At 54.5% G+C, this 21941-nt stretch carries 20 protein-coding genes and 1 other RNA gene; 7 read left to right on the forward strand and 14 right to left on the reverse strand.

All coding sequences use genetic code 11. The features are described from left to right. Positions 1–22 precede the first annotated feature (22 nt). The 4 genes from FRD01_RS06620 to FRD01_RS06635 form a co-directional block, all read right to left on the reverse strand. A complete protein-coding gene (locus tag FRD01_RS06620; protein ID WP_249756067.1) occupies positions 23–2113 on the reverse strand; it encodes a PA14 domain-containing protein in 2091 nt (696 codons plus the stop codon). Between the two features lie 149 nt (positions 2114–2262). Then, positions 2263–2653, reverse strand: a transfer-messenger RNA (tmRNA) gene (ssrA, locus tag FRD01_RS06625). A gap of 110 nt (positions 2654–2763) precedes the next feature. Continuing rightward, positions 2764–3315 carry a hypothetical protein gene (locus tag FRD01_RS06630; protein WP_146958606.1) on the reverse strand — a complete coding sequence of 184 codons (552 nt, stop codon included), beginning with the start codon at positions 3313–3315 and terminating at the stop codon, positions 2764–2766. A 106-nt stretch (positions 3316–3421) separates the two neighbouring features. Continuing rightward, a complete protein-coding gene (locus FRD01_RS06635; protein WP_146958607.1) occupies positions 3422–6331 on the reverse strand; it encodes a DUF4215 domain-containing protein in 2910 nt (969 codons plus the stop codon). Between the two features lie 237 nt (positions 6332–6568). Here FRD01_RS06635 and ygiD point away from each other — a divergent pair, with 237 nt between their 5' ends. After that, the gene (gene ygiD / locus FRD01_RS06640; protein ID WP_249756068.1) at positions 6569–7348 is read left to right on the forward strand and encodes a 4,5-DOPA-extradiol-dioxygenase; all 780 of its coding nucleotides are present in this window, start codon (positions 6569–6571) and stop codon (positions 7346–7348) included. Positions 7349–7404: 56 nt separating this feature from the next. Continuing rightward, positions 7405–9051: a serine/threonine protein kinase gene (locus FRD01_RS06645; RefSeq protein WP_146958609.1), complete on the forward strand. Its 1647-nt coding sequence runs from the start codon at positions 7405–7407 to the stop codon at positions 9049–9051. 1 nt (position 9052) lies between these two features. On the opposite strand, the gene udk is transcribed toward FRD01_RS06645, so the two are convergent. From udk to FRD01_RS06660, 3 genes are all read right to left on the reverse strand, one after another. After that, the gene (udk, locus tag FRD01_RS06650) at positions 9053–9679 is read right to left on the reverse strand and encodes a uridine kinase (protein ID WP_146958610.1); all 627 of its coding nucleotides are present in this window, start codon (positions 9677–9679) and stop codon (positions 9053–9055) included. Positions 9680–9746: 67 nt separating this feature from the next. Then, positions 9747–10763 carry a CE1 family esterase gene (locus FRD01_RS06655; RefSeq protein ID WP_249756069.1) on the reverse strand — a complete coding sequence of 339 codons (1017 nt, stop codon included), beginning with the start codon at positions 10761–10763 and terminating at the stop codon, positions 9747–9749. Between the two features lie 42 nt (positions 10764–10805). Next, a complete protein-coding gene (locus FRD01_RS06660) occupies positions 10806–12176 on the reverse strand; it encodes an ABC1 kinase family protein (protein ID WP_146958612.1) in 1371 nt (456 codons plus the stop codon). 128 nt (positions 12177–12304) lie between these two features. Here FRD01_RS06660 and FRD01_RS06665 point away from each other — a divergent pair, with 128 nt between their 5' ends. After that, complete coding sequence (locus FRD01_RS06665; protein ID WP_146958613.1) at positions 12305–13078, forward strand: hypothetical protein; 774 nt, start codon at positions 12305–12307, stop codon at positions 13076–13078. 1 nt (position 13079) lies between these two features. Here the strand turns inward: FRD01_RS06665 and FRD01_RS06670 are convergent, their stop codons facing one another. The 5 genes from FRD01_RS06670 to FRD01_RS06690 all read right to left on the reverse strand — a co-directional run bounded on the left by FRD01_RS06670 (position 13080) and on the right by FRD01_RS06690 (position 16334). Continuing rightward, a complete protein-coding gene (locus FRD01_RS06670) occupies positions 13080–14051 on the reverse strand; it encodes a serine/threonine protein kinase (protein ID WP_146958614.1) in 972 nt (323 codons plus the stop codon). Positions 14052–14080: 29 nt separating this feature from the next. Next, positions 14081–14755, reverse strand: a complete 675-nt coding sequence (locus FRD01_RS06675) for an AgmX/PglI C-terminal domain-containing protein (RefSeq protein ID WP_146958615.1) — start codon at positions 14753–14755, stop codon at positions 14081–14083. Positions 14756–14802: 47 nt separating this feature from the next. Then, on the reverse strand, positions 14803–15639 hold the full coding sequence (locus FRD01_RS06680; protein ID WP_146958616.1) for an SDR family NAD(P)-dependent oxidoreductase: 837 nt from the start codon (positions 15637–15639) through the stop codon (positions 14803–14805). Positions 15640–15651: 12 nt separating this feature from the next. Further along, positions 15652–15987, reverse strand: coding sequence for a c-type cytochrome (locus tag FRD01_RS06685; RefSeq protein ID WP_146958617.1), 336 nt, complete (start codon positions 15985–15987; stop codon positions 15652–15654). A gap of 62 nt (positions 15988–16049) precedes the next feature. Beyond that, positions 16050–16334, reverse strand: a complete 285-nt coding sequence (locus FRD01_RS06690) for a hypothetical protein (RefSeq protein WP_146958618.1) — start codon at positions 16332–16334, stop codon at positions 16050–16052. Between the two features lie 226 nt (positions 16335–16560). On the opposite strand from FRD01_RS06690, the gene FRD01_RS06695 reads away from it, so the two are divergent. The 4 genes from FRD01_RS06695 to FRD01_RS06710 all read left to right on the forward strand — a co-directional run bounded on the left by FRD01_RS06695 (position 16561) and on the right by FRD01_RS06710 (position 20299). After that, complete coding sequence (locus FRD01_RS06695) at positions 16561–17427, forward strand: thrombospondin type 3 repeat-containing protein (protein WP_146958619.1); 867 nt, start codon at positions 16561–16563, stop codon at positions 17425–17427. 63 nt (positions 17428–17490) lie between these two features. Further along, a complete protein-coding gene (locus FRD01_RS06700; RefSeq protein ID WP_146958620.1) occupies positions 17491–17829 on the forward strand; it encodes a hypothetical protein in 339 nt (112 codons plus the stop codon). After that, positions 17830–19113, forward strand: coding sequence for an N-succinylarginine dihydrolase (locus FRD01_RS06705; RefSeq protein ID WP_146958621.1), 1284 nt, complete (start codon positions 17830–17832; stop codon positions 19111–19113). After that, positions 19091–20299, forward strand: a complete 1209-nt coding sequence (locus tag FRD01_RS06710; protein WP_146958622.1) for an SEL1-like repeat protein — start codon at positions 19091–19093, stop codon at positions 20297–20299. The genes FRD01_RS06705 and FRD01_RS06710 overlap by 23 nt, the downstream gene beginning before the upstream one ends. Positions 20300–20315: 16 nt before the next feature. On the opposite strand, the gene FRD01_RS06715 is transcribed toward FRD01_RS06710, so the two are convergent. After that, positions 20316–20495, reverse strand: a complete 180-nt coding sequence (locus FRD01_RS06715; RefSeq protein WP_146958623.1) for a hypothetical protein — start codon at positions 20493–20495, stop codon at positions 20316–20318. Positions 20496–20690: 195 nt separating this feature from the next. After that, on the reverse strand, positions 20691–21935 hold the full coding sequence (locus FRD01_RS06720; protein WP_146958624.1) for a hypothetical protein: 1245 nt from the start codon (positions 21933–21935) through the stop codon (positions 20691–20693). Between the last annotated feature and the right edge of the window lie 6 nt (positions 21936–21941).

Consider the following 21941-nt stretch of genomic DNA (forward strand, 5'->3'; position numbering starts at 1 on the left):
GACGAATTCAGCTTTTGGCATCTTAGTGAGAGAAATCAGCGGCGGGGACCTCGGAGTAAGTCGCTCCACCGTCATCAGATCTCTCGAATAAGATGGTCTCTGCTCCGCCCTGTTCAAAGTAGCTTACCCGTATTTCGTGCCATCCTGCGTCCAGACAGAACCGCCCACCCCTCCGTGGAGTGGGCCCGTGAACGCCATCGTTATTGATGATTTCTTCGCCACCGACGAAGACGCGAGAGCCGTCATCTGACGAGATTCGGAACCAATAGTCGGTGCTATCACTCGGTACATTCATCCAACCATTCCAAGTCACGACGAAGTTATCACCTGAGGTAGGAATCTCAACCTTTGGGACAATTCCCGTCTGAGTGGGCGCACCAAAGACCGATCCCGGCTGCGGAGGTAGTGAGGTAACCGAAGTGTTCGTCCAAAGGCGGTAGAATAGTCCTGCGGTCGCTCCCCCTTGCGCAGAACCTGGCGCGCACACAAACGGAAGTCCCGGATTGAGCATACCCGTGGAAGAATCCCCCCAACATTCTGCAGTTCCATCCGCCTCAATTCCGCAGTTCATATGGAGGCCAGAAGTTATCTGAACAAACGACGTGTTGGCCGGCGCATTGGTCTGACCGGCGGCGTTTCGTCCCCAACAAACCGCAGTTCCATTTGGCCGAAGGCCACAGGCGTGAAAGGCACCCGCAGATATCTCGGTAAAAACCTCGCCAGAAGGTGGCGTGGTCTGGCCGAACGAGCTATCGCCCCAACAGTGCGTGGTTCCGTCAAAACGGAGCCCGCATGTGAAGGTGCCGCCAAGAGCAATTTTCACAAACCTCTGGCTCGGTTGGGGCGCATTTCTGCCATTGAGGTCTTCACCCCAACACATGATGGACGCGTCGTCACGAAGTCCGCACGTTCGAGTGCCGAACGAATCGAGAAAGACGAACTTTTCGCCGGCTGGAACCGTGGTCCGTCCGTCTGCGGGATTCCCCCAGCACCGAGCCGTTCCGTCCGGATAGAGTCCGCATGTGTGGCTCTCTCCTGTCGTAATCTGGACAAAGACCTCGCCCTGGGGCGCGGCCGTTTGACCGGCGCCGTTTGCGCCAACACAAGAGACAAAGCCTTCAGCACGCAAGCCACATGAGTGGTTGCCGTACGTATCGACTTGCACGAAGCTCCCATGAGATGGATTGAGCCCGCCGGTACCAGGCCCCCAACAATGAGCGAAAGCATCTTGCTCTAAACCGCAACTGAGAAAGAGCCCGCCGACAATCTGCGGCACCAATGTGGGCACTCTCCGTGTTCCGAAGACTACTGGCGACGTACCGGGGCACGAGACCGCCACGAGGCTGTAGCTTGGCTCCTCATGGATCTGGGTGGTGCATCCAGGCTCTTGGGTCCACGAGGTGCCATCATCACACGAAATCGTCACTGTACCGTCCATATTGTCAGCAACCGTGCATGACTGGTCCGGCGAGGTCGTAGTGGAGGTGCCATCGGGGCATGTCACAGTAATCGTTCCGTCGCCGTTTGCCACGGTTGAACACGATTGCGACGTGGCAGAAGTTCCGTCCGGACAAGCTACGCTGATGGTGCCATCACCGTTAGCTACGGTGGTGCAACCTTCGGTCGACGCAGAGGTGCCGTCTGGGCACGTCACAGTAATCGTTCCGTCGCCGTTGTCGACGACCGTGCAAGACTGGTCTTCCGCACTGGTGGCAGAAGTGCCATCTGGACAAGCCACCGTGATGGTACCATCACCATTATCGGTCGTTGTACAGGCTTTCGTGGTCGCCTCAGTACCATCAGGGCACGATACGGTGACCGTGCCGTCGCTGTTTTCGGTAGTGGTACACGATGTGTCGTCGACCGCCTCGCCCACCGTCGTGCTAGACCCGTCTGGGCACGAGATACTCACGGAGCCATCAGTGTTCTCAGTGATTTCGCAACTCTCCGCGGCAGAATCTGGTTTCCCGAATGTGCTGCCAGATCCGTCGGGACACGAGATCGTAGCGGTATCATCACCGTTGTCGATGACTGTACAGCTCTCGGAATCGCCGCCGCAACCAACCACCAACGCCGGCAACAACAAGAAAGGGAGATACGCTACGTTCTTCATAGAATGCCTTCGTCCAAAGACGGATAAATGCCGGCAACTGCCCAGCAAAGTTGTTGAAATGAGGGCGAAGTCTCGCATGCACTCCGGGCAGAAGCCACAAAAAAAATGCCCGAGCAGTTGAACTACTCGGGCATTGATTTTGGGCTAAAAAATGGAGGCGGCGGGAATCGAACCCGCGTCCACAGACCATCGACTTACGCTTCTACGTGTGTAGTACGTGTTTGATTTCTTAGACTCCATACCAGCTGCCCACGCACAGGCCACCTTGGGGAGTGCCATTCGATATGTCGTATCAGGTCGAAGGGACGAAGCCCCTGATACCAAGCCTGCTATGAGTCGCCTCTCAAGAACCACAGGCAGAGTTCAAGAGAGACGGGCTTCAATTATATTAGAAGCATCGGCCGTAGGGCTACTTAAGCAGCCATACGGAGTGCAACGTTATCGTTTGCAATTGTGTTTTGTTAGCAGTTAGACGTGGTCACTAACACCCACGACACGCCACGCAAACCTCAGAATCCATGTCGAAACCAAGGCGCCCCCGGATAAACCGGGCCAAATCGCGATTTAGCCAGATTGTCAAAGACACGCTCTCCTTTAAGAGCGCTCGGGGAATATAGAGACTAATTCCAAGAAGGCAAGGCGAGTTGGGTTTATCTGTCGGCGTAACAGGCGTTGACCTCGCTAGTACAACAATCAGGTGTCACGCTCGTATCGCAGACATCGAAGCAATCGACCACTACTCCCAGGAGTTGGAAGCTTTCTTCGTCAGCACGGTTGAAACAGGCCTCATAGCAGGAATCGGCCTCGCATTCGAAGGCACAGTCGAGGACCGCACCACAGGTGTGAGAGCCAGGAGTCCCGCCACCGCCGGTTCCTCCGCCATCGTCTTCGTAGACGAATCCACAGGCTTCGAGCTCGGCCCGGCAGGCGCTAGCGGTGCAATTTGAGTCATAGTTGCACTGGTCTCTGCTACACACGATAACCGCCGCATACTTCGCAAAAGTCTGTTCATTGGACCTCGTCTGGCACGATTCCGCGCAGGCCTCGTCCTCACATGCAAAGATGCAATCGTCGATTTGTTCGCAAGTCGTTAGCTGGGATGAAGAGCTAGGATTAGACGCATCAGCACCCTTCTTACCATCGTCATCGTCGCCACAAGCACCAATGAATAATACCAAAACCAAAGCGATTATTTTCTTCATGATCTCCCCCCTTTAGGTGGATGGTTAGGTGTGGCCCATAAGCGGACGCACGCGGTTTGTGCGTTAAAAGCTAACCATCCAAATTCGAGGGGTCAAGAGAAAAATTTTAGGGAGAGGCAGGACCTATTGCCCAATTGGACTGTAGGTACCCGGGCGCAAAATCCACACGATTGAGGCTTTGGCCATTTGTCATCGGGTTTACATTGACAGGCGCCGGGGTGAACGACGCGCATGTCAGAATGTCGGGATGACCAGTGGTAACGTCCGACGCCGAGAGCAAATCAAGCAAGTTGCCACATGTAGAGCGATTGCAGACACCATCGCATATCGCTGTGTACGATGGGTCACCGTACATAAGGTCGCAGGAGTTAAACGTGATATCGCGGCCGGCGACAGCACCAGACTCCACAACACGTGCAGTTTGGCCGCCCGGAAGATTAGACATACCTGTGAATGTCACGGTTTGCCGTGCGGTGTCGCACGTCCCGTAGTGCTCTACGACTAGCCCGTTGTAGTTCACAGGACATGCGCCTGTGTTGAGAATTTCGAGGTAATCAGCGTCAGCTGCGTAGCCTCCACGCTCGTTAAGAACCACGTGTTGCTTGGTCGATCGCACCTCGACTGTGAAGTTGCCAACGGCACCGGCAAACCCGTCCACAATGATGTAATAGGTTTCACCTGCTTGAGCGTCGAATTCTAGAACTTCTTCAATTGTCCCACCGCGTGCCGAGAAGCCGATACATGAGGCTTGAGAATCCTGCGAACATCCATCTCCAACCTCCTGCATCACGATCAAGTCGAGGTCAGCACTCAAGCCGCTGACTCTGACCTCCACCAGGCCACTCACTGTTGGAGTCCACGTATAGGCCATTTCTGGACCCGAGTTCGTCCAAGTCGAACACGTCCATTTGTTCACAATATTGGTACTGCCAGCCGCATCGTTTCGTGACGTAATCGGTGCCCCACAACTCAAGTCTGCGTTCGGCACACAGCCTTCAATGCCGCATACCGAACTACAACCATCTCCATTCGTCGTGTTTCCATCATCACAATCTTCGACGCCACTCTCAAGGAACCCATCGCCGCAGGTCGCGAACTCGCACGAGTTCAAACACTCATCGGTATTGCTCGTGTTGCTATCATCACATTCCTCAACCCCAGCCTGAACAAAACCGTCGCCACATGACGCGTTCTGACAGGTATTCAAGCAGCCGTCGGTGTTGCTTAAGTTGGCGTCGTCGCACTCTTCGCCCGCCTGCACGATTCCATCCCCGCAGGACGCGCTGGTACAGCTATTTGAGCAACCATCGTCATTGACCATATTGCCGTCATCACAGGCCTCAACACCGCCCCAGACAACGCCATCACCACAGGCCGCACTCTCGCAAGAGTTCAAACAGCTATCAGTATTGACCGAGTTCGCATCATCGCACTCTTCAACACCCGCCTGTACAAAACCATCGCCGCATTCGGCGACTTCGCACGAGTTCAGACACTCATCGGTGTTGAGGTCGTTGCCATCGTCGCAGGCCTCTATTCCCGAGTACACAAAGCCGTCGCCGCAACGCGCCGACACACAGGTGTTTAGACACCCATCGGTGTTGTCCAAGTTGGCATCGTCGCACTCTTCAACACCTGATTGAACAATCCCATCACCACAGCTGGCTACTTCACACGAGTTCAAACACGCATCGTTGTTGTTGGTGTTCGCATCGTCACACTCCTCAACACCCGCTTGTACAAACCCGTCGCCACAATCAGCGAGTTGGCAGGTGTTCAGGCACGCGTCTGAATTATCAGAGTTTCCGTCATCACACTCTTCAACACCCGCCTGAACAATCCCATCACCGCACCGCGCTAAACTACAATCATTTCGGCACCCGTCGGTGTCCGTCGAATTCCCGTCATCACAAGCTTCTACGCCAGCTTGAACGAATCCGTCGCCGCAGCTCGCCACCGTGCAGTTGTTCAAACAACCATCCACGTTGGAGGTGTTGCCGTCGTCACATTCCTCGATTCCCGGCTGTACGAACCCATCTCCGCAGGTCGCCAGAACACATGTATTTAAGCAGCCATCAGCGTTAGAGGTGTTTCCGTCATCGCACTCTTCACCGTCTTGAACGATGCCATCGCCACAACCTGGTAGCGCACAATCATTAGTGCACTCATCATCGTCTACGTTATTTCCGTCATCACAAGCTTCGACGCCGGCCTGAACAATACCGTCGCCGCATTGTGCAAATTCACACGCGTTGGTGCATTGATCCGTGTTGATGGAGTTGCCATCATCACAATCCTCAACGCCCTCTTGAACGATGCCATCGCCACAGGTCGCCAACTCGCAGGTGCTCAAACAGCCGTCGGTGTCATCGGAGTTTCCGTCGTCACACTCCTCTTCACCAAGCTCCACAACGCCGTCGCCACATCGGGCGAGCGCACAGGTGTTCAAGCAGGCGTCAGAGTTGATGTCGTTTCCGTCGTCACATTCTTCACCTTCTTGCACGATGCCGTCACCGCACCCGGAGGGCTGACACTTATTGGAACACGCATCGTCGTCAACCTGATTGCCGTCGTCGCATCCCTCACCAGGACCCACTTCGCCGTCCCCACATCGCGCTTCCATGCAGTTATTCAGGCAAAGGTCGGAGTTGTCCTCGTTGCCGTCGTCGCACTCTTCGCCCTCTTGAACGATGCCGTCGCCACATGTTGTGGCCTCGCAATTACGGTTGCACGCATCGGTCTCGTCGGAGTTGCCGTCATCACAAGCTTCAACGCCCGCACGAACAACGCCATCACCACAATACGCAAGCTTGCATGAGTTCAAGCAACCATCGGTGTCGTCGTCGTTGCCGTCATCGCACTCATCATCCCCGTTAACGATTCCGTCACCACAAAACGGGTCTACCGAAGTGTCGTCCTCGCTCATATCGGTGCCAGCATCTGGCTCTTCCACAAGCTCACCTTCGGCGCATCCCACACTCAAACCAAAAAACAATAACAATAAGAACTTCCGCATACTTCCTCGGATTCTAGTCTTCGATGACGCCCAACTACCCGATCTCAAAAGAGGAAACAAACTGTTTTCCTCGCCTGCCTTGATTTCACGCGCGTTCGCTTTAGTTTCGTTACTATGAAAACTTCGCGTCGTGAATTTTTAGCGGGGAGCATCTCGATACTGGCCATTGGCTGCGATACTCCCAAAATCTCGAAAACTAAACAAATTGAGCGCGTTCAGCCGGCCAAGGAAATGAAGATGGATAACATTACAAAGATGCCCGTACTCTTTGTCGGACACGGCTCGCCAATGCATGTGATCCAAGACAACGAGTGGAGCCGTGGCTTTAAGTCGATCGCCGACCACCTACCAAGGCCCAAAGCGATCCTCTCAATCTCTGCGCATTGGTATGTGGACGGGACCTATCTCACTGCGTCGGAGTCGAACAAGACAATCCACGATTTCGGCGGCTTTCCGCAAGAGATGTACGAGATTCAATACCCGGCACCAGGCGCCCCCTCGCTGGCCAAGCGGGTAACCGAAATCATTGAACGCGCCGAGCTCTCGGACGAATGGGGCCTCGATCACGGAACATGGACCGTACTCCATTACGTGTTTCCGGACGCGAGTGTTCCCGTCATCCAACTCAGCATTGATCGACGCATGGAGCCCAAGGCTCATTACGAACTGGCCAAGGATCTGAGGTCGTTGCGCGAGGATGGCGTCTTGATTTTTGGCACCGGAAACATCACGCACAACCTGCGCGCCGCTTTCGGACAGATGCGCAGCGGCGACCCGAGCACACCCGCATACTCCGCGAAGTTCGACGCTGAGATCCGCACGTCACTCGAAAATCGCGATTTCGAAAACCTCTGGACCGCCATCGGCACCGAGCACGGACGGCTAAGTCACCCAACGCTTGACCACTATCTTCCCCTGCTCTACTGCGCAGCGGCCGTCGACGAGAGCGACCAGCCCAATTCGCTTATCGAAGGCTTTGACCACGGACTCTCTATGCGCTCGGTACTTTGGACCTAGTGTACACTTCTTGAAGGTGTGCTAGGCTCGAAGAAGAAATCTCAGCGAAGTTTAGCATGAGCGAGAATACCAACCTCCAAAGTACCCTGAGACCCGGTGAAGTGGTCGAGGGCAAATACCGCATTATTGCCCTGCTCGCCGAGGGCGGTATGGGCGCTGTTTACCATGCGGTCCAAGAGCCACTTGGACGAGACGTTGCGCTCAAAATCTTGAAGAACCCTCAAGATTCGGACGAACAACGCCAGCTCCAGTACAAGCGTTTTTTCAGAGAGGCAGCGCTCTGCTCGAGGCTCAACCATCCGAATACGGTGATGATTTTCGACTATGGGAACCTGACCTCGATCGATGGTTTTTTCCTCGTCATGGAGTTCCTCAAGGGCCAACCGCTGCGCGATTTGCTCAACGAGCGCGGCAGACTTAGCGTCTCTCTGGCTCTGCATGTTGCGATTCAGATCGCGAGTTCGCTCGCAGATGCGCACAAGGCCGGGGTTGTTCATAGGGATCTAAAACCGCCCAATATCATGCTCGTGGAGCGCGGAGACGACAAACACTTCGTGAAAGTGGTCGATTTTGGTCTGGTCAAAGACTTGAATCAGGGTGATGACGAGCTCACCGCCGAAAACACGCTTATCGGCTCCCCCATGTACATGGCGCCCGAGCGCTTCCTCTATCATAACGCGGACTCCGCGGTGGTGGACGTCTATTCACTCGGCATCATGCTCTACGAAATGCTTGTTGGCAGGCCTCCGTTTGTGCGTGATTCGGACTCTACAGTTCACCGAATTATGATGGCGCATATCCAGGAAGACCCGCCTCCGATGCGAGCGTTCGACCCCAAACTCCAACTCCCGCCGGGTCTCGAAAGCATCGTGATGAAATGCCTGGCCAAGCAGCCGGGCGAACGTTTTGAGTCGATGGATGCACTCATTAAGGCACTCAAAGGCTGCCTTCAAGCAGGAGCCAGCGAAAGCTCGGCTTTCTATGCTGCGCTTGCCGAAGATTCCGGCGAACACCTCAGAAAGAGTGCGAACTACGACTCGACTCCCGTCAACGATCACGGCACCGAAAACACTGCGATTGTGACCCCTTCTGGGATGGCAGCTTCGCAGCAGAACCAAGCGCCGAGCCTCATTACGAGTGTCCCTTCGATCGAGGTGCCTAAACCGGCGACTCAGCCAGAAACACAAACACTGACCGAGCCCGCGAAATCAGGTTCAAAAGCACCGCTGATCGCCATCGGTATCGCGGCGCTCGTCCTCGTAGGGCTTTTAGCAGCGTTCATTTTTAAGACTCCCGCTCCGGCCAACGTCTCGGTGGATTCCGACCCACAAGGAGCGAGCGTACTCGTTAACGGAGCACTGACAGGGACAACGCCAACTCAAATTCAGGTGCCGGTCGGCGAGGAAGTTAATCTGCAGCTAAGCGCGGGCGATCATGAAACCCTGGAGCATCGGTTTGTGGCCAATCAGGATACAAATCTCAGCTTGAAACTTACGCCGATCATTGCCGAGAAGACTCCCGAGGAGCCACCTCTGGAGATTGCTCCTGAAGTGGTCCCGGTGGAGCCTGAAGTGGTTGAGCCGCCCAAAGAGAAAGTCGCGGAGAAGCCCAAGACTAAGGTCAAAAAGGACGTCCAAAAGACCCAAAAGTCAAAGACGCCAAAAGAAGAGCCCAAGAAAGACGATATCAATATGAATCGCTAATCTAAGCGGTAAAGCGCTTAAGCCGCTCGATAATCACATCGAGCGCGATCGCGTTCTCGCCACCTTCCGGAATGATCAAATCGGCCCACCGTTTGGACGGCTCAACGAACTCGAGATGCATCGGCCGCACGGTCTGATAGTACTGAGTGCGAATCGACTCAAAGTCGCGCCCGCGGTCACGAATATCGCGCCTCACGCGCCGCAACACCCGAATATCAGCGTCGGTGTCGACAAAGAGTTTGATGTCGAAGAGTCTACGTAGGTCGGGGATCGCAAAGAGCAAAATCCCTTCGACCACGATCACGGGACACGGCTTAATCTCAACACCCTGTGGAACACGCGAGTGCGTCGCAAAGTCGTATTGCGGAGCTTCGATCGTCTGACCATCCTTCAAGAGCTGGAGGTGCTCCATGAGGAGTTCGTTATCCAAACTATTCGGATGGTCGAAGTTGACCGACGCCCTCTCTTCGAGCGTCAACTCCCCTAAATCCTTGTAGTACCAATCGTGCGAAAGAAGCGCTGCGCCAACCCCCACGCCTTCTAGAACCTTATAAGCGAGCGTGGTTTTTCCAGAACCCGTGCCGCCTGCGACACCTACGATTACGGGTTTGGGGTTCGATGTAGACATGAGGCTCCGGCACAAAAAGCGCCCGAAGGTTTGCCCAATGCCACGCGAATGTCAAACAAAGTCCGCGTTAACGTCGATGTTTGAGGAAGAAAGTGACGATAACTTCGTTGCCCCAGTCTTGGGGGACCGGCCCAATCGTATTGGTGCCGAGGTATTGAAAACCCCTTGGCCACGTGTGCCCTCCACCTTCGATTTTCAAAAGAGTGAGTTCGGTTGCACACTCCTGCCACGTACGTCTCAAGGTCGTCGTTCCATCAGATTCCGTGTCGGGAAGTTGGTCTTCCAGAGGAGTCCTAGAACAGCGTTTAAGTGCCGACCATTCGCTCATCGTCCGCGCGACAGAGACAAACTTTTTGTCACGCTGACCCACCGGGCAGTTAGGCTCACCTCCCTCAAAGCGCCAGCATGGATCCTCAGTTCCGTGAACTTGGAGGATTGGAATCGTGATCGCAGGGTCGCACGTGGCGTTCGTGGTGAACTGATTGGCTCCACCCACAGCCGCAATAGCCGTAATCCTCTCAGGGAGCTCACAGGCGAGCCTGTGCGCCATTGCGCCTCCGTTGCTAATTCCGGTGACGTAAACTCGTCCGGAGTCGAGATTCATTCGGGTGGCGATATCGTCGAGCAGGGCTTCGGTAAACGCGATATCATCAGTATTCTCATCACAAGCATTCCCACCCACGCACCTGAAACCATCGCCTCCGCCTCCAGCGTTCCAGGATCTGGCATCCAGAAATCCATCGGTACCGTTTGGCGCAACCACGGCCAGGCTGTGTTCCGTAGCAACGGCGTGGAGGCATTCCGGATCGTCGATATCGCCCCACGGGCACGTGGTGCGCAATGTTGCCGATTTGTTTCCACCACCACCGTGGAGCACAATAACTAAGCCCGTTGGCGTCTCCGGATTATAATCCGCCGGCAACACGAGGTCGTATTCGCGTTCGGTCCCGCCGACTGAACAGGTCATCGCTTCGCCCGCGATGGCTTCCTCCAAACAAGGGCCCGTCTCAAGCGAATCCAAACTCCGACATCCCACCAACAATCCTGAAGAAATCACCAGTACTGGCACTAAGAGAGTCTTCAATTCCGGCCTCCTACTATTGTTCGCAGCAGAAGATACCATGCCCTATTGAGACGTGTCAGTAAGCACACCACGCCGCCGAGCTGTTTCCACCGCAAGCGGGTAAACGTTGATTTGCGCGCCGAAGCGTCCAAGCAACCCCTTGATACCGCTCAAGACCCGGAAGTACATCAAGGCGTCGGGAGGTGGAGTCAAAGCGAGGAATGCTGGATTGCTCATCATAAACTTTTTGGACTCAAACGCTGGCTGCCAATTGCCAAAATCGAACGCTTCGTCGCGCAAAAACGGCGTCAGAACGATATCGTGGTATTGCGCTACCAAACTTGGCGAAAGGGTCGAAAAGTCGAGCCGTTCTCCACCAAATCCAATGCGTTGGTAAATCTCCACAGCACGCTCTGGGTCGTCCTGCCAGCAGGTGTCCAAAAGCTCCAAAATTCCGTCGGTAAACGCGGGATCGAACTTTCGTACGCACCCAAAATCCAGGAGGGTTAACACGGTTTGGCCGTCTCGCGTGGAGAAGAGAAAGTTCCCGGGATGCGGGTCGGCATGAAGCTCTGAGAGCTCATGGAACATCCAGACGTAGATCTCGATCCAACGACGAAGCCAGAGCTCTTTTTCGTCCTCGTCCATCTTCTCGATCGCCACATCGAGCTTATCACCCTCAATGAACTCCATAACGAGCACATTCTTGCGCGTGAACTCTTTGAAAGGCTTGGGCGCTTGAAGAAACGGCTTCGCCGTCAGTATTTCTTGCCATCGCTCGAGTTCATCAGCCTCGCGCAGATAGTCCGCCTCGGTCATCAAAACTTCTTTGATCTCCGCGAAATAGCGATCGAGTCGCTCACGCTCCACAAAAGGTTGACCAAAGCCGATCATAGATTTCAAGGCTTCGAGGTCGCTCTCGAGGGCATCCGCCACCCCAGGGTACTGAACCTTAACTGCTACTTTCTCTCCGGTGAGCAAGGTTCCACGATGCACCTGACCGATACTGGCCGCGCCAACCGGCTCCGGATCAAAATGGCGAAACACCGACTCCAAAGGCTGGTCGAGCGCCTCTTCGAGCGTGGACTTCAAAGTATTCCATGTCATGGGCGGTGCGTCGCGCTGCAGGGCCGATAGCCCCTCGGCAAACTCTGGTGGAATCAACTCGGGATCCGCCGAAAGCATCTGACCGACCTTCATTGACGCGCCCTTGAGTTGGCCCAAAGCTTGAGTGATCTTCGCCGCATTCTTGCGGTAATTGTCGCGAAGCTCGTCTTCGCCAGCGTCACCCTTGACGAATCGCTTCATCTTTCCGGCAAAGGAGGACGCGGCGACTGAAGCACTCACCGATCCGAGTTTGAACATGCGTTCAAACTTTCCCGATGAGACCCGCTCTCCTTTTTCCCCTGCCAGTTTTTCCCAATCTTGGCCCATGACTAACTCCTCAAGGGATAATCGTGTATATCCGAGAGTATTAGAGAAGACACTTTGAGATTTGATGCAAAACTATCTCTTGCGTATCTTTGCAAAGTACTCAAGATTACGGCCTTCGGAGGTTTTTTATGAAGAAATATTTGATTTGTTTGTCCGCACTTTCACTGACCGCTTGCGTTGGCGGCACACCTAAGTCCGGAGACGGTAGCGCCGATACATCTAACGCTCCGCCGGTCTTTAGCCCAGTAGGAGAACCAACCGCAGAGGGCAACTCGACCACGCCTGGCTCGTCCTTCCTTGGTGGAGGCACGCCTAGTGGTGGCGGAGGTACCGATGGTGGTGGTTCCGGCGGTGGAGGAACTGGCGGAGGCGGTGGTGGAGGAACCGGCGGTGGCGGAACCACCGTCAACTTCAGCAATGACTCGAGCCTGATTTCCGAACTTGATGACTTTGACAAGGGCGAACTTTGTCAAGAGGCCACTGGTGCTTTGGAAAACGCACTTGGTGGAAGGGACGCGGCCGAGGTGTTCTGCGAGGCAGCCTCAGTTGGTGCGGCAGCAGAGGAGGGTGGAGACTCAGCTTTGTGTAGGGAGTATCTCGAAGACTGTCTGAGTCAGATTTCGACGGAAGACATCACGTGTTTCAATGACGAGGACTCGAGTTGTGACGCCACCGTTGGACAGTTTGAGGCTTGCGTGAACAGCAGCGTCCCTCTTCTCGCCGAGCTTGCCTCGTTTACATGCGATGATATCAGCAACCCACCACCTTCCGATTTCTTCGATGTGTTGGAGTCACCCGAGTGCGAGGAGTTTGAAGACGCATGCGATGGACCAAACGAGTTTTCAAACAACGCAGATCCAGACCCTGACGTAGTGACTCCCGACGACTTCAATAACTTCTAAGTTATCGGGTTAGGACAAGGCCAAACGCCAAGAACGCGATGATCGCCAATAGAGCCACAACTCCCCAGAGGATTGTGGCTCTTTTCTTTGATTCTTCCTTAACCTGCTGCACCTCAAGCCCTTCCAGAAGCTCCAAGGCCTTCGAGGCATTTTGCGGCCGCGCATCAACACGCTTTTTCAGCATGGTATTGATGGCATCCATGAGTGGGTTCGGAAACCCCTCCAGATACTCAAGCTGCAGGCTATCCTCGTTCAGCTGCAATGCAGCAGCCTCGAACTCGCTCATGGTCTTGAAGGCAGGCTCACCGTTGACCAGTTCGTATGCGATAATCCCGACCGCGTAGAGATCTGCCTGAGGCCCCAATTCTTCGCCGCGAAGCTGTTCGGGAGCCATGTAGCCAGGTGTTCCCACACATCTGCCGCGCTTGGTCACCGAGACACGCACAGAGTCATCACCTTCTTCATCGAACGCCCTCGCGATGCCAAAGTCCAAGACTTTGACCTGATTGGTTCGCCCAGGAAGATCAAAAATCATGATATTCGCAGGCTTGATATCTCGATGAATAATGCCGTGCGCATGCGCCTCTGCGAGGCTGTAGAGCACCTGCCGGATGATGTGCAGAATCTCTTCCCAGCCCGGCCTCGGATTCTCTTCCATCCAATCTTTGAGGGTCCTCCCTTCTACATGTTCGGTCACCATGTAGACCAGACCGCTCTCGCTTGTTCCATGGTCATACACGGTGATGGTGTGTGGCTCGTTCAGTCGGCTGATAACCTTGACTTCGCGCGCAAATCGGAGTTTCGCCTCCTCCACCTTCTCCACGTTTCGATCGAGGGTGTGCAGAACCTTCAGCGCAACCGTACGGCCCAGGTCTTTCTGCTTTGCCTTGTAAACGCGCGCGAAGGCTCCCTGCCCTATAAGGCTTTCAACCTCGTATCTCCCCTCAAAAATGGCGCCTGGCTCCAAATCCATGTCGAATCCCCTGTGATTACCCGGACACTCTACTCCGCACTGAATTCAATGGGCACCCTCAAAATTGCGAGTGAGGCGGGGCGAGGAAACTCGAGGGACTCCACCTTTTTCAACACACAACGGCCCACCTCGGGGTCGGCGACCGTATTCTTCGCCAATTCAGCCTCTTGAACACGGCCGCTTGTGGAAATAGTGAGCACCAGCTCTACACCACCCTTTAGGCCTGGCTTTTGTTTTCGTCGCTCCTCAAAACACGCAATCAGCGCTCCCAAATTCTCATTCACCACGGCGAGCATATCCTGTGTGGTGGCTCCAGATTCGGCGACTCGAACCACCCATTTGCCCAATTCCGAATCCATCCCAAGGTATATCTCGGCATCCCATAATTCGCCGTTTGCAGGCATCTTTGCACGTCTCAAGACGCCGAGCATGCACTCTCGCGCCGCCACCTGAGTCAATGTTGTGTTCTTGAAGAGAACCTGCGCGCGACCTGAGTAATCCACCCGAACCTCGACATTCGCATTGTTGCCATGCTCTACACGGTCCGAAGCAGGAACGAGGTCGACGTAGCAGCGGTGCAGCTCAGGTTTTAGACCTTCAACGGCAGCTTTCACGGCGCTGGACGGTGGCTTGGCGTAGGCGTTGGGCGCCAATAAGAGCAAGCTTCCCAAAGCCATGAGAATAAGGTGAGGTTTGGTACACATGAAGGAAAGCTAATCAGGTTTGCCAGAGTTGTTCAAGGCATCTCTGTTCAAGCCTTAGGACGAAAACTCTGGGCAAAAAATCGCATGACCAAACTTTGATATCTCACGGGCAAGAGTCGCTGAACCAGATCAATGGCGTGAGCGTCCGCTCCCACCAAAACACGAGCATCTCCGCGCTCCACGCCACGAAGAATGATCTTGGCAGCATCCTCGGGTGTCGTTCGGGCCATCTTGTCAAATGACTTCACCGGGTCTTGCGACTCATCAAAACGACTCAAAGCCCTCATGCGCCCGTTTCGAGCGATATTGGTCTTGATACCGCCAGGATGAACGCAGCTCGCCTTGACACCGGATTTTTCCAGCACCAGCTCCTGCCTCAGGGCCTCAGTGAACCCTCGCACCGCAAATTTAGAAGCATTGTAGGCTGCTTGAGTTGGGACTCCGATGATGCCGAAGACGCTGGATATATTGATGATATGCCCAGAGTTTTGGGCTCGCATGGGCTCCAGGAAGAGCTGTGTTCCGGAGACAACCCCCCAGAAATTGATCCGCATCAGCCAATCAAAATCCTCGCGAGAGGTTTCTTCTACGCTTGATCGCAGGGCTACACCCGCGTTGTTGAAGAGGAGATCGACGCGCTCAAACCTGCTTAGAATCAGATCGCGGAACTCCCGAAAACTCTCGTGGTTTGCCACGTCCATGTCGAAGGCAAGACATTCCGCCCCGAACTCGAGAACTTCGCCTTCGGTGACACGAAGTCCGGCCGAATCAATGTCCGAGATAGCGACACGTGCACCTCGCTGGGCCAATTCCAGGGCGAGCGCACGCCCTATCCCTGATGCGGCACCAGTGATGACAGCAACTCGATTCTGAAAGAAGCTCATGATGCCCCGGTCTTATTCTTGGAAGAGCATCACGTAAGCCGTCACGTTGGCGATGTCTTGATCTGGAAGGCTTGCGTAGGAAGCCATATCACCCTGCCCTTCGATGATGATGTCGATGATCATGGACTTGGTGAAGTTGGACTCGACCAGCGAATTTCCTGTTGCGGTGCCTGTTCCATCGGGGCCGTGGCATACCGCGCACACCTGTGTGTATGTGGCCTCGCCGGCGGTCGCATCCGCGCTTAGCGCCGCGATTTGTTCTGAGCGATCGCCTTCGGCTGGCTCCCCTTCGTCCTCGCCACAACCCACGAACATGAATCCCATTAAAAGTGCTACTAGATACTTCACGCGCTTGCTCCTTTTACGTCTAGGTCAGCGAGATCTTGGACACAAACGTGGCCGAGGTCAAACTAAAGATTCTTAAATAGCGCGTCGAGCTTGGCCTTCGCGTCTGAGATTTTGTTGTCGCCTTCAATATCGTTGCGAACGGAGAAATAGTCGCAAAAATTGGACTTCTCCTTCTTCAAAACTCGGTCGGCGTTGGGCTCACGACATTCACCCGCGGCCGAGGTGTCCCAGAACTTACACATCCGGCAGACATGAAGGTCGGCATAACATTTTGGGCACTCTTCGGTGCGTCCAATTCGGTCGCCTACCTCGATCTCTTTAAGGCATGACCAGCACGTAATGTTCATGATTTGAGCTCCCTTTATGTCGACGAGGGCATTCTCTCCTCGTCAGATGAATGGTGCAAAATGTAACAATTTCCACCATTTTGTAGAACCATAGATTACTAGTGACCTAAAATTACACTTATCTAGGTTTGCAGCCTATTGTGTTCATGTAACAAGCGGGCTCTGTCCGTCCCAAGCGGACAAAGCCCGCTTGTACAGGTTTATAAATTATGCGTAGAATAGTGCAATGAAAGCATATAGTACGGGCGTCATTCTAGTCAGTATTGTTGCCGCATGGGCGTTGGGCGGTTGCAATATGTGGTACGATACCGAGTCGGTGAGCCTTCCTTCCGAGGATATGGCCGTGGTGGACCAGCCCGATTTGGGCCCCGGTGATAACGATAACGACGGTGTGGCCAACACTGACGATAATTGTCCTGAAGTCCCTAATCCGGGCCAAGAAGATTCGGATGAGGACGGCTTTGGCGATGCGTGTGATAACTGTCCAGACCTCGCAAACCCAGACCAGAGCCCCGACGACTGCACCTGCCTTGAAGAGTCAAACCAAGGGTTTTGTGACCGACTACAAAAGGATTGTGGCACCGTTTCGGGCGTAAATAACTGCGGAGTTACCGTGGTCATCCCTTGTGGCGACTGCGAGGCACCGCTTGAATGTGGCGCACAAACTCCGAACGTGTGTGGATGCGACGCTGCAGAAACAGAAGCTCAACTTTGCGAACAAGCCAACGCGGAATGTGGCACGTTAGAAATCCAAGATAGTTGCGGCGTGTTGCGCACCGTTTCGTGCGGTGACACCTGCGAGACTCCCGAGACTTGCGGCGGTGACGGTGAAGACAACGTGTGTGGGTGCGCCGCCGAAACGAACACCGAGTTTTGTGCCAGACTTAATAAGAATTGTGGTCTCGTGACCGATTTCGACAATTGTGGGGACCGGCGCGTAGCCATCTTCTGTGGAAGCTGCTCGGGACAATCTGAATGCTCCCAAGATGACCGCTGTGCCTGTGATTGTGACCTCGCACCGTGCAATGGGAGGACTTGTAGAATCGACTCGGAAACCTACGGAACCTGCGCGGCAGGCCAATGTGTTGAATAAGTGCTTGCCACTTGATTCCCGTGTGATAATAGCAAGAAAAACCAACCTTCACTGAGGTGGCACGTGTCATTGATTGAGCATACCGTTGAAGACGATGCGACATTCTTTTCGGTCGAAGTTACCTACGAAGACCTCGAGCTAGCGGAAGTTGATTTTAACGCAGAAGAGGACGAACCTTTGCGTGTCGTCTTCGGAATCGAACGGCTCAAGAAGGGCTGGCAAGAGACGCTCTTTGTGGAGGTCGAACGAGATCAAGATTGGCTGACGTGCTCGGCCAAATTCAGAGGCGCGGAAGTTGTGGAGATATTGCAAGAACTCGAAGATGCCAATGAAGAGTACGAAGGACTCATGATGGCGCTCGAGGAGATGCAGGAAACTCTGGAAGACTCCGACGATTACTAGATGATTCACACCGTTAACTACGACGGACTTGTCGGCCTGACGCACAATTTTGCAGGACTTGGCCACGGCAATCTGGCTTCTCAAAACAACCAGGGAAGACACTCGTCACCCAAACGGGCTGCGCTTGAGGGCCTGGGCAAGATGGCGTTGCTCCTTGAATTGGGGCTACGTCAGGGAGTTCTGCCTCCACACGAGAGGCCCAATCTTGGGTTCCTGCGCGCGTGCGGGTTTGAAGGCTCGGATTCGGAAGTCTTTGATAAGGCGTGGCGCGCACAGCCACGGCTGGCAAAAATCTCAATGTCGGCATCTTCGATGTGGGTGGCCAATGCCGCCACTGTGACGCGTCACCAGGGACGAATTCACTTCACACCAGCCAACCTAAGCGCCCAACTTCATCGCGCCGCAGAAGTAGAGTTCACAGCGCATTCGCTAAGACAAATCTTTTCTGGCCCTAGCTTTGTGCATCATGCCCCCCTCTTTTCCCACACCGAGCTTGGAGATGAAGGCGCCGCGAACCATATGACCTTTGGGAGCGACGAAAACTACGTGGAGGTTTTTGTCTATGGAGCACCTGGCGATCCGGCTCCTTCAAAACACCGTCCAAGACAATTCCTCGCGGCCAGTCAATTGGTCGCAGCACGCCACGGCGTTGCTGACCGAAGCGTGTTCCTTCGGCAACGCGCAAGTTCCATTGACCAAGGCGTCTTTCATAACGACGTCATAAGCGTAAACCACGAAAATCTTCTCTTTGGCCACGAGTATGCGTTCGAGCCCGACGAACTCCAGAAACTCCAAACGGCCTTCCCTAGTTTGGAAGTTGTGGAAGTCCGAGCTGAAGATGTCAGCGTGGAAGACGCTGTTAAGAGCTACCTCTTCAACTCCCAGATCGTCACCGGACCGCTAGGCCGGACCCTTATTGCCCCAAGACAAGTGGATGAAATCGAGTCGGTCAAAAACGAAGTCCGACGCCTTTCGGAGCAAGGAGTGTTCGCCGATGTGAAGGTCTTGGCGTTGGACGAATCCATGCGAAATGGCGGAGGACCGGCGTGTTTGAGGCTTCGGGTCCCGATGCGCGATGAAGATTTGGAAGGCGTGAAGTGTCTGGTCGACGCGAGCATGATCGCATCCCTGAGGACTTGGGTGGAGAAGCACTATCCAGACCGATTGAGCGAGGCTGACCTTCAGGACCCGACTTGGATCGACCTCAATCGGGCTGCTCTCGACGAACTCACTCAAGTCTTGGGACTTGGAGGGGCATTCTATGCGTTCCAACGCTCCTCTTAGCCTCTTTTTGGCATTGCTTGGTGCAGTGGGCGCCTGCTCTACTCCGGCGCCACCTGCTGCCACACAGGAACCCGTTCAAGCGCGACCGGTATGCGAACCCGAAGCCTGCGTGCGCCTTGGGCTAGAACAGGCCGACCTCGATCCATCTTTGGCTGCACTCTACTACGAAGTGGCGTGTGAGAAGGATTACGGGCCCGCGTGTACCCGTCTGGGATTTGCCTATATTCACGGACTCGGTGTTGAGGCCAACAAAGATCGCGCGTTGGAATTGAGTAGAAAGGCGTGCGAGCTCAAGGATGCCGTGGGCTGCCGAAATACGGGTTGGCTACTGGAAGCCGCGGCCTCAAAGACCCCGGAAAATCTCCAAGAGGCGTTTCTGGCTTATGATAAGGCATGCGACCTCGGTGATGGGGGTGGGTGTACCAATCACGGCATCATGTTTCGTGAAGGTCGCGTCTTCGCTCGAGATGACGTGGCTGCAGCACAACTCTTTGACAAGGCCTGCAGGCTTGGAGACTACAATGGGTGCACCAATCTCGCATGGCATTTCGAGTTTGGACTCGGCTACCCACAAGACCAAGAACTCGCAGCGGAAATTTACGGCCTGACCTGCCACGAGGATCAGGCTGAGGCCTGCTCCGCGCTGGGCTTTATGTACCAAAATGGGTCCGGCGTAGAGAAGAACGATGCCCTCGCGTTCGAATACACACTGAGGGCCTGCGAGCTAGGGTTGACCGTAGCTTGTGGCAGTGTCTCCCATTATTATTTTGGGGGTATCGGGGTGAAAAAGAATGTAAACGTGGGCGTTGAATATGCGCAAAAAGCTTGTGACGCTGGCGATGGCGTAGGTTGCAATAATCTCGCTTGGGCGCTCCAAAATGGTCACGGAATCCCGCAGGATACCGCCCGTGGTGTCGAACTCTACAAAGAGGCCTGTGAAGCTGGTTTTTTCAGGGGTTGCACAAATTTTGGCCTGAGCGTGAGTGACCGTTCGCTCGCGTTGGAGCCGCTGAATTATGGGTGTGCGATGGGCGAAGAACAGGCGTGTGGCGTGATGAAATCCGAGTTCAATGTCCAGACACCCGACAAACAGGCCGCGCTCTCCTACTTCTCAAGAATTTGCGGCGAGACCCTCTACGGGCCGGCATGCCGCTCGATGGAAGTGCTGCGCATGACCTTGAGATAACCGCTCTTCAAAAGGACTAAGGAAGTTTTCGACGTAGATAGATTGCTTCCCACGCCTGCCGAATAGTTCCAGTACCGTAGAGCTTAACTTCACCATCCACGCGAAACTCCCACTTTCCTCGCATTCGAGCGCGCCCGTGCTCGTGCAGGAGTTCAACGACTTTCTCCTCGATTTTCCAACGCGATACTACTTGCATGACTGCCTCCGTCGTAGAGTTCTCTCTCTACTAACGAAGGAATGTTGCAAAGGACCTGCCAACTACAAAAAGTTGCCCAAAAAGGTAGTCAGTTAAAGGCGTTTAGCGTTTTGCCGGAAAGGTGGAGACGAACTCAAACCCCGGAATCATGACATGGATGTCATGACGCAATCCCCTCACCGATTGGATTTGAAATCACCAGCAGGATGCTAGGCCTTCCATCGCAGCGGCCGGCGGAGCTTGGAATTGAGAACACTCCGGACCTTCCATGATCCTGAAGCTCCTGCTCGTGGTGTAGCGCTTTGCGCCGTCCTTGATTCCGCGCCCCTGACCGAGCTCATTGGCGTAAGTCTGAGGGATTTTGCACGGCACCGGAGATGCCACGAGCTCGCCCAAGTCTTTGGGGTCTTTGGCAGCCACCACCAAAAATCTTTCGGCCGCTGTTGTAGGCCCAGGAACAGCCATGAACTCACCCAGATCGATATCCTTGCCGGGCTTGACCGGGCCGTCGCTCGACCAAATCACAAGCCCTTCGTCTTTGCCGTAAAGATTGACGACTCGCACATGAAGGGGTTCCGCAACCGCCAACTTCATCTTGGTGGTTTGACCTGCACAAAGAGCTCCACCGGGCCTTGAGTCAAATCGAAGGGCCACTTTGGAATTCTGGTCTGGCAGGTCCGGGAAAACCGTGTTCGCATCGATAATCGGCCCAATCATTTCAGGAAACGCTACGGGGGAGGCAGCCTTAAAAGACTCGCCAAAATTTATTCGCCAGTGAACCTCGAGCCGAGCTTCTCGCCCGTGAACTCGAGTAATATTGCCGGAAAGAACACCATCGACGCCGTCTGGAACACCCAGGCCATTCCAATTTTTGGGAAGACTAGTCATGACGATATTGGTCTTGGAGAGCGCGGCGATCATCTCATTAAGCATCCACTCAGCTCGTGGACCTCCATCCACACCCGAATCACGGACGTTGTCGAAGGCGAGCTTCTTCTTACCCATGTTCTTGAGGGTGTTCTCGATCTCTTGGGCACTCTTGAAGAGGTCTTCTTTGAGCGTCGCCCGTGGAGCGGCCATAATCGCGTCCACATCGGCGGCGTCGATAACCACCATAGCGCAAACACGTTCCGTGTCCTGTTCGGTATTCCAAAGGGTCAGACGCGACTCGATCTCTCCGCATCGATAACCCTGGCATAATCTGTCGCGCAACGAGGCCATGGCCCGCAATTTGGCGGTCTCTGCGGGGTTAGCATCGGTAAGAGACGCAAACGCCGTTTCCTGAATATAGTTGGTAGGTGGCACTCGGTTACCCATGCACGCCGACTCAGTCAGCGGTTGCACAACCTTGGTTTCCTTGACCGGTTCTTCTGTGACTTCGGGGGCACTGGAGCAACCAGCCAAGAGAATCGCCATCAGCAGCTTTTTCATATTCTTCATCACGTA

It is taken from the genome of Microvenator marinus (genome assembly GCF_007993755.1).
Classification (GTDB): domain Bacteria; phylum Myxococcota_A; class Bradymonadia; order Bradymonadales; family Bradymonadaceae; genus Allomicrovenator; species Allomicrovenator marinus.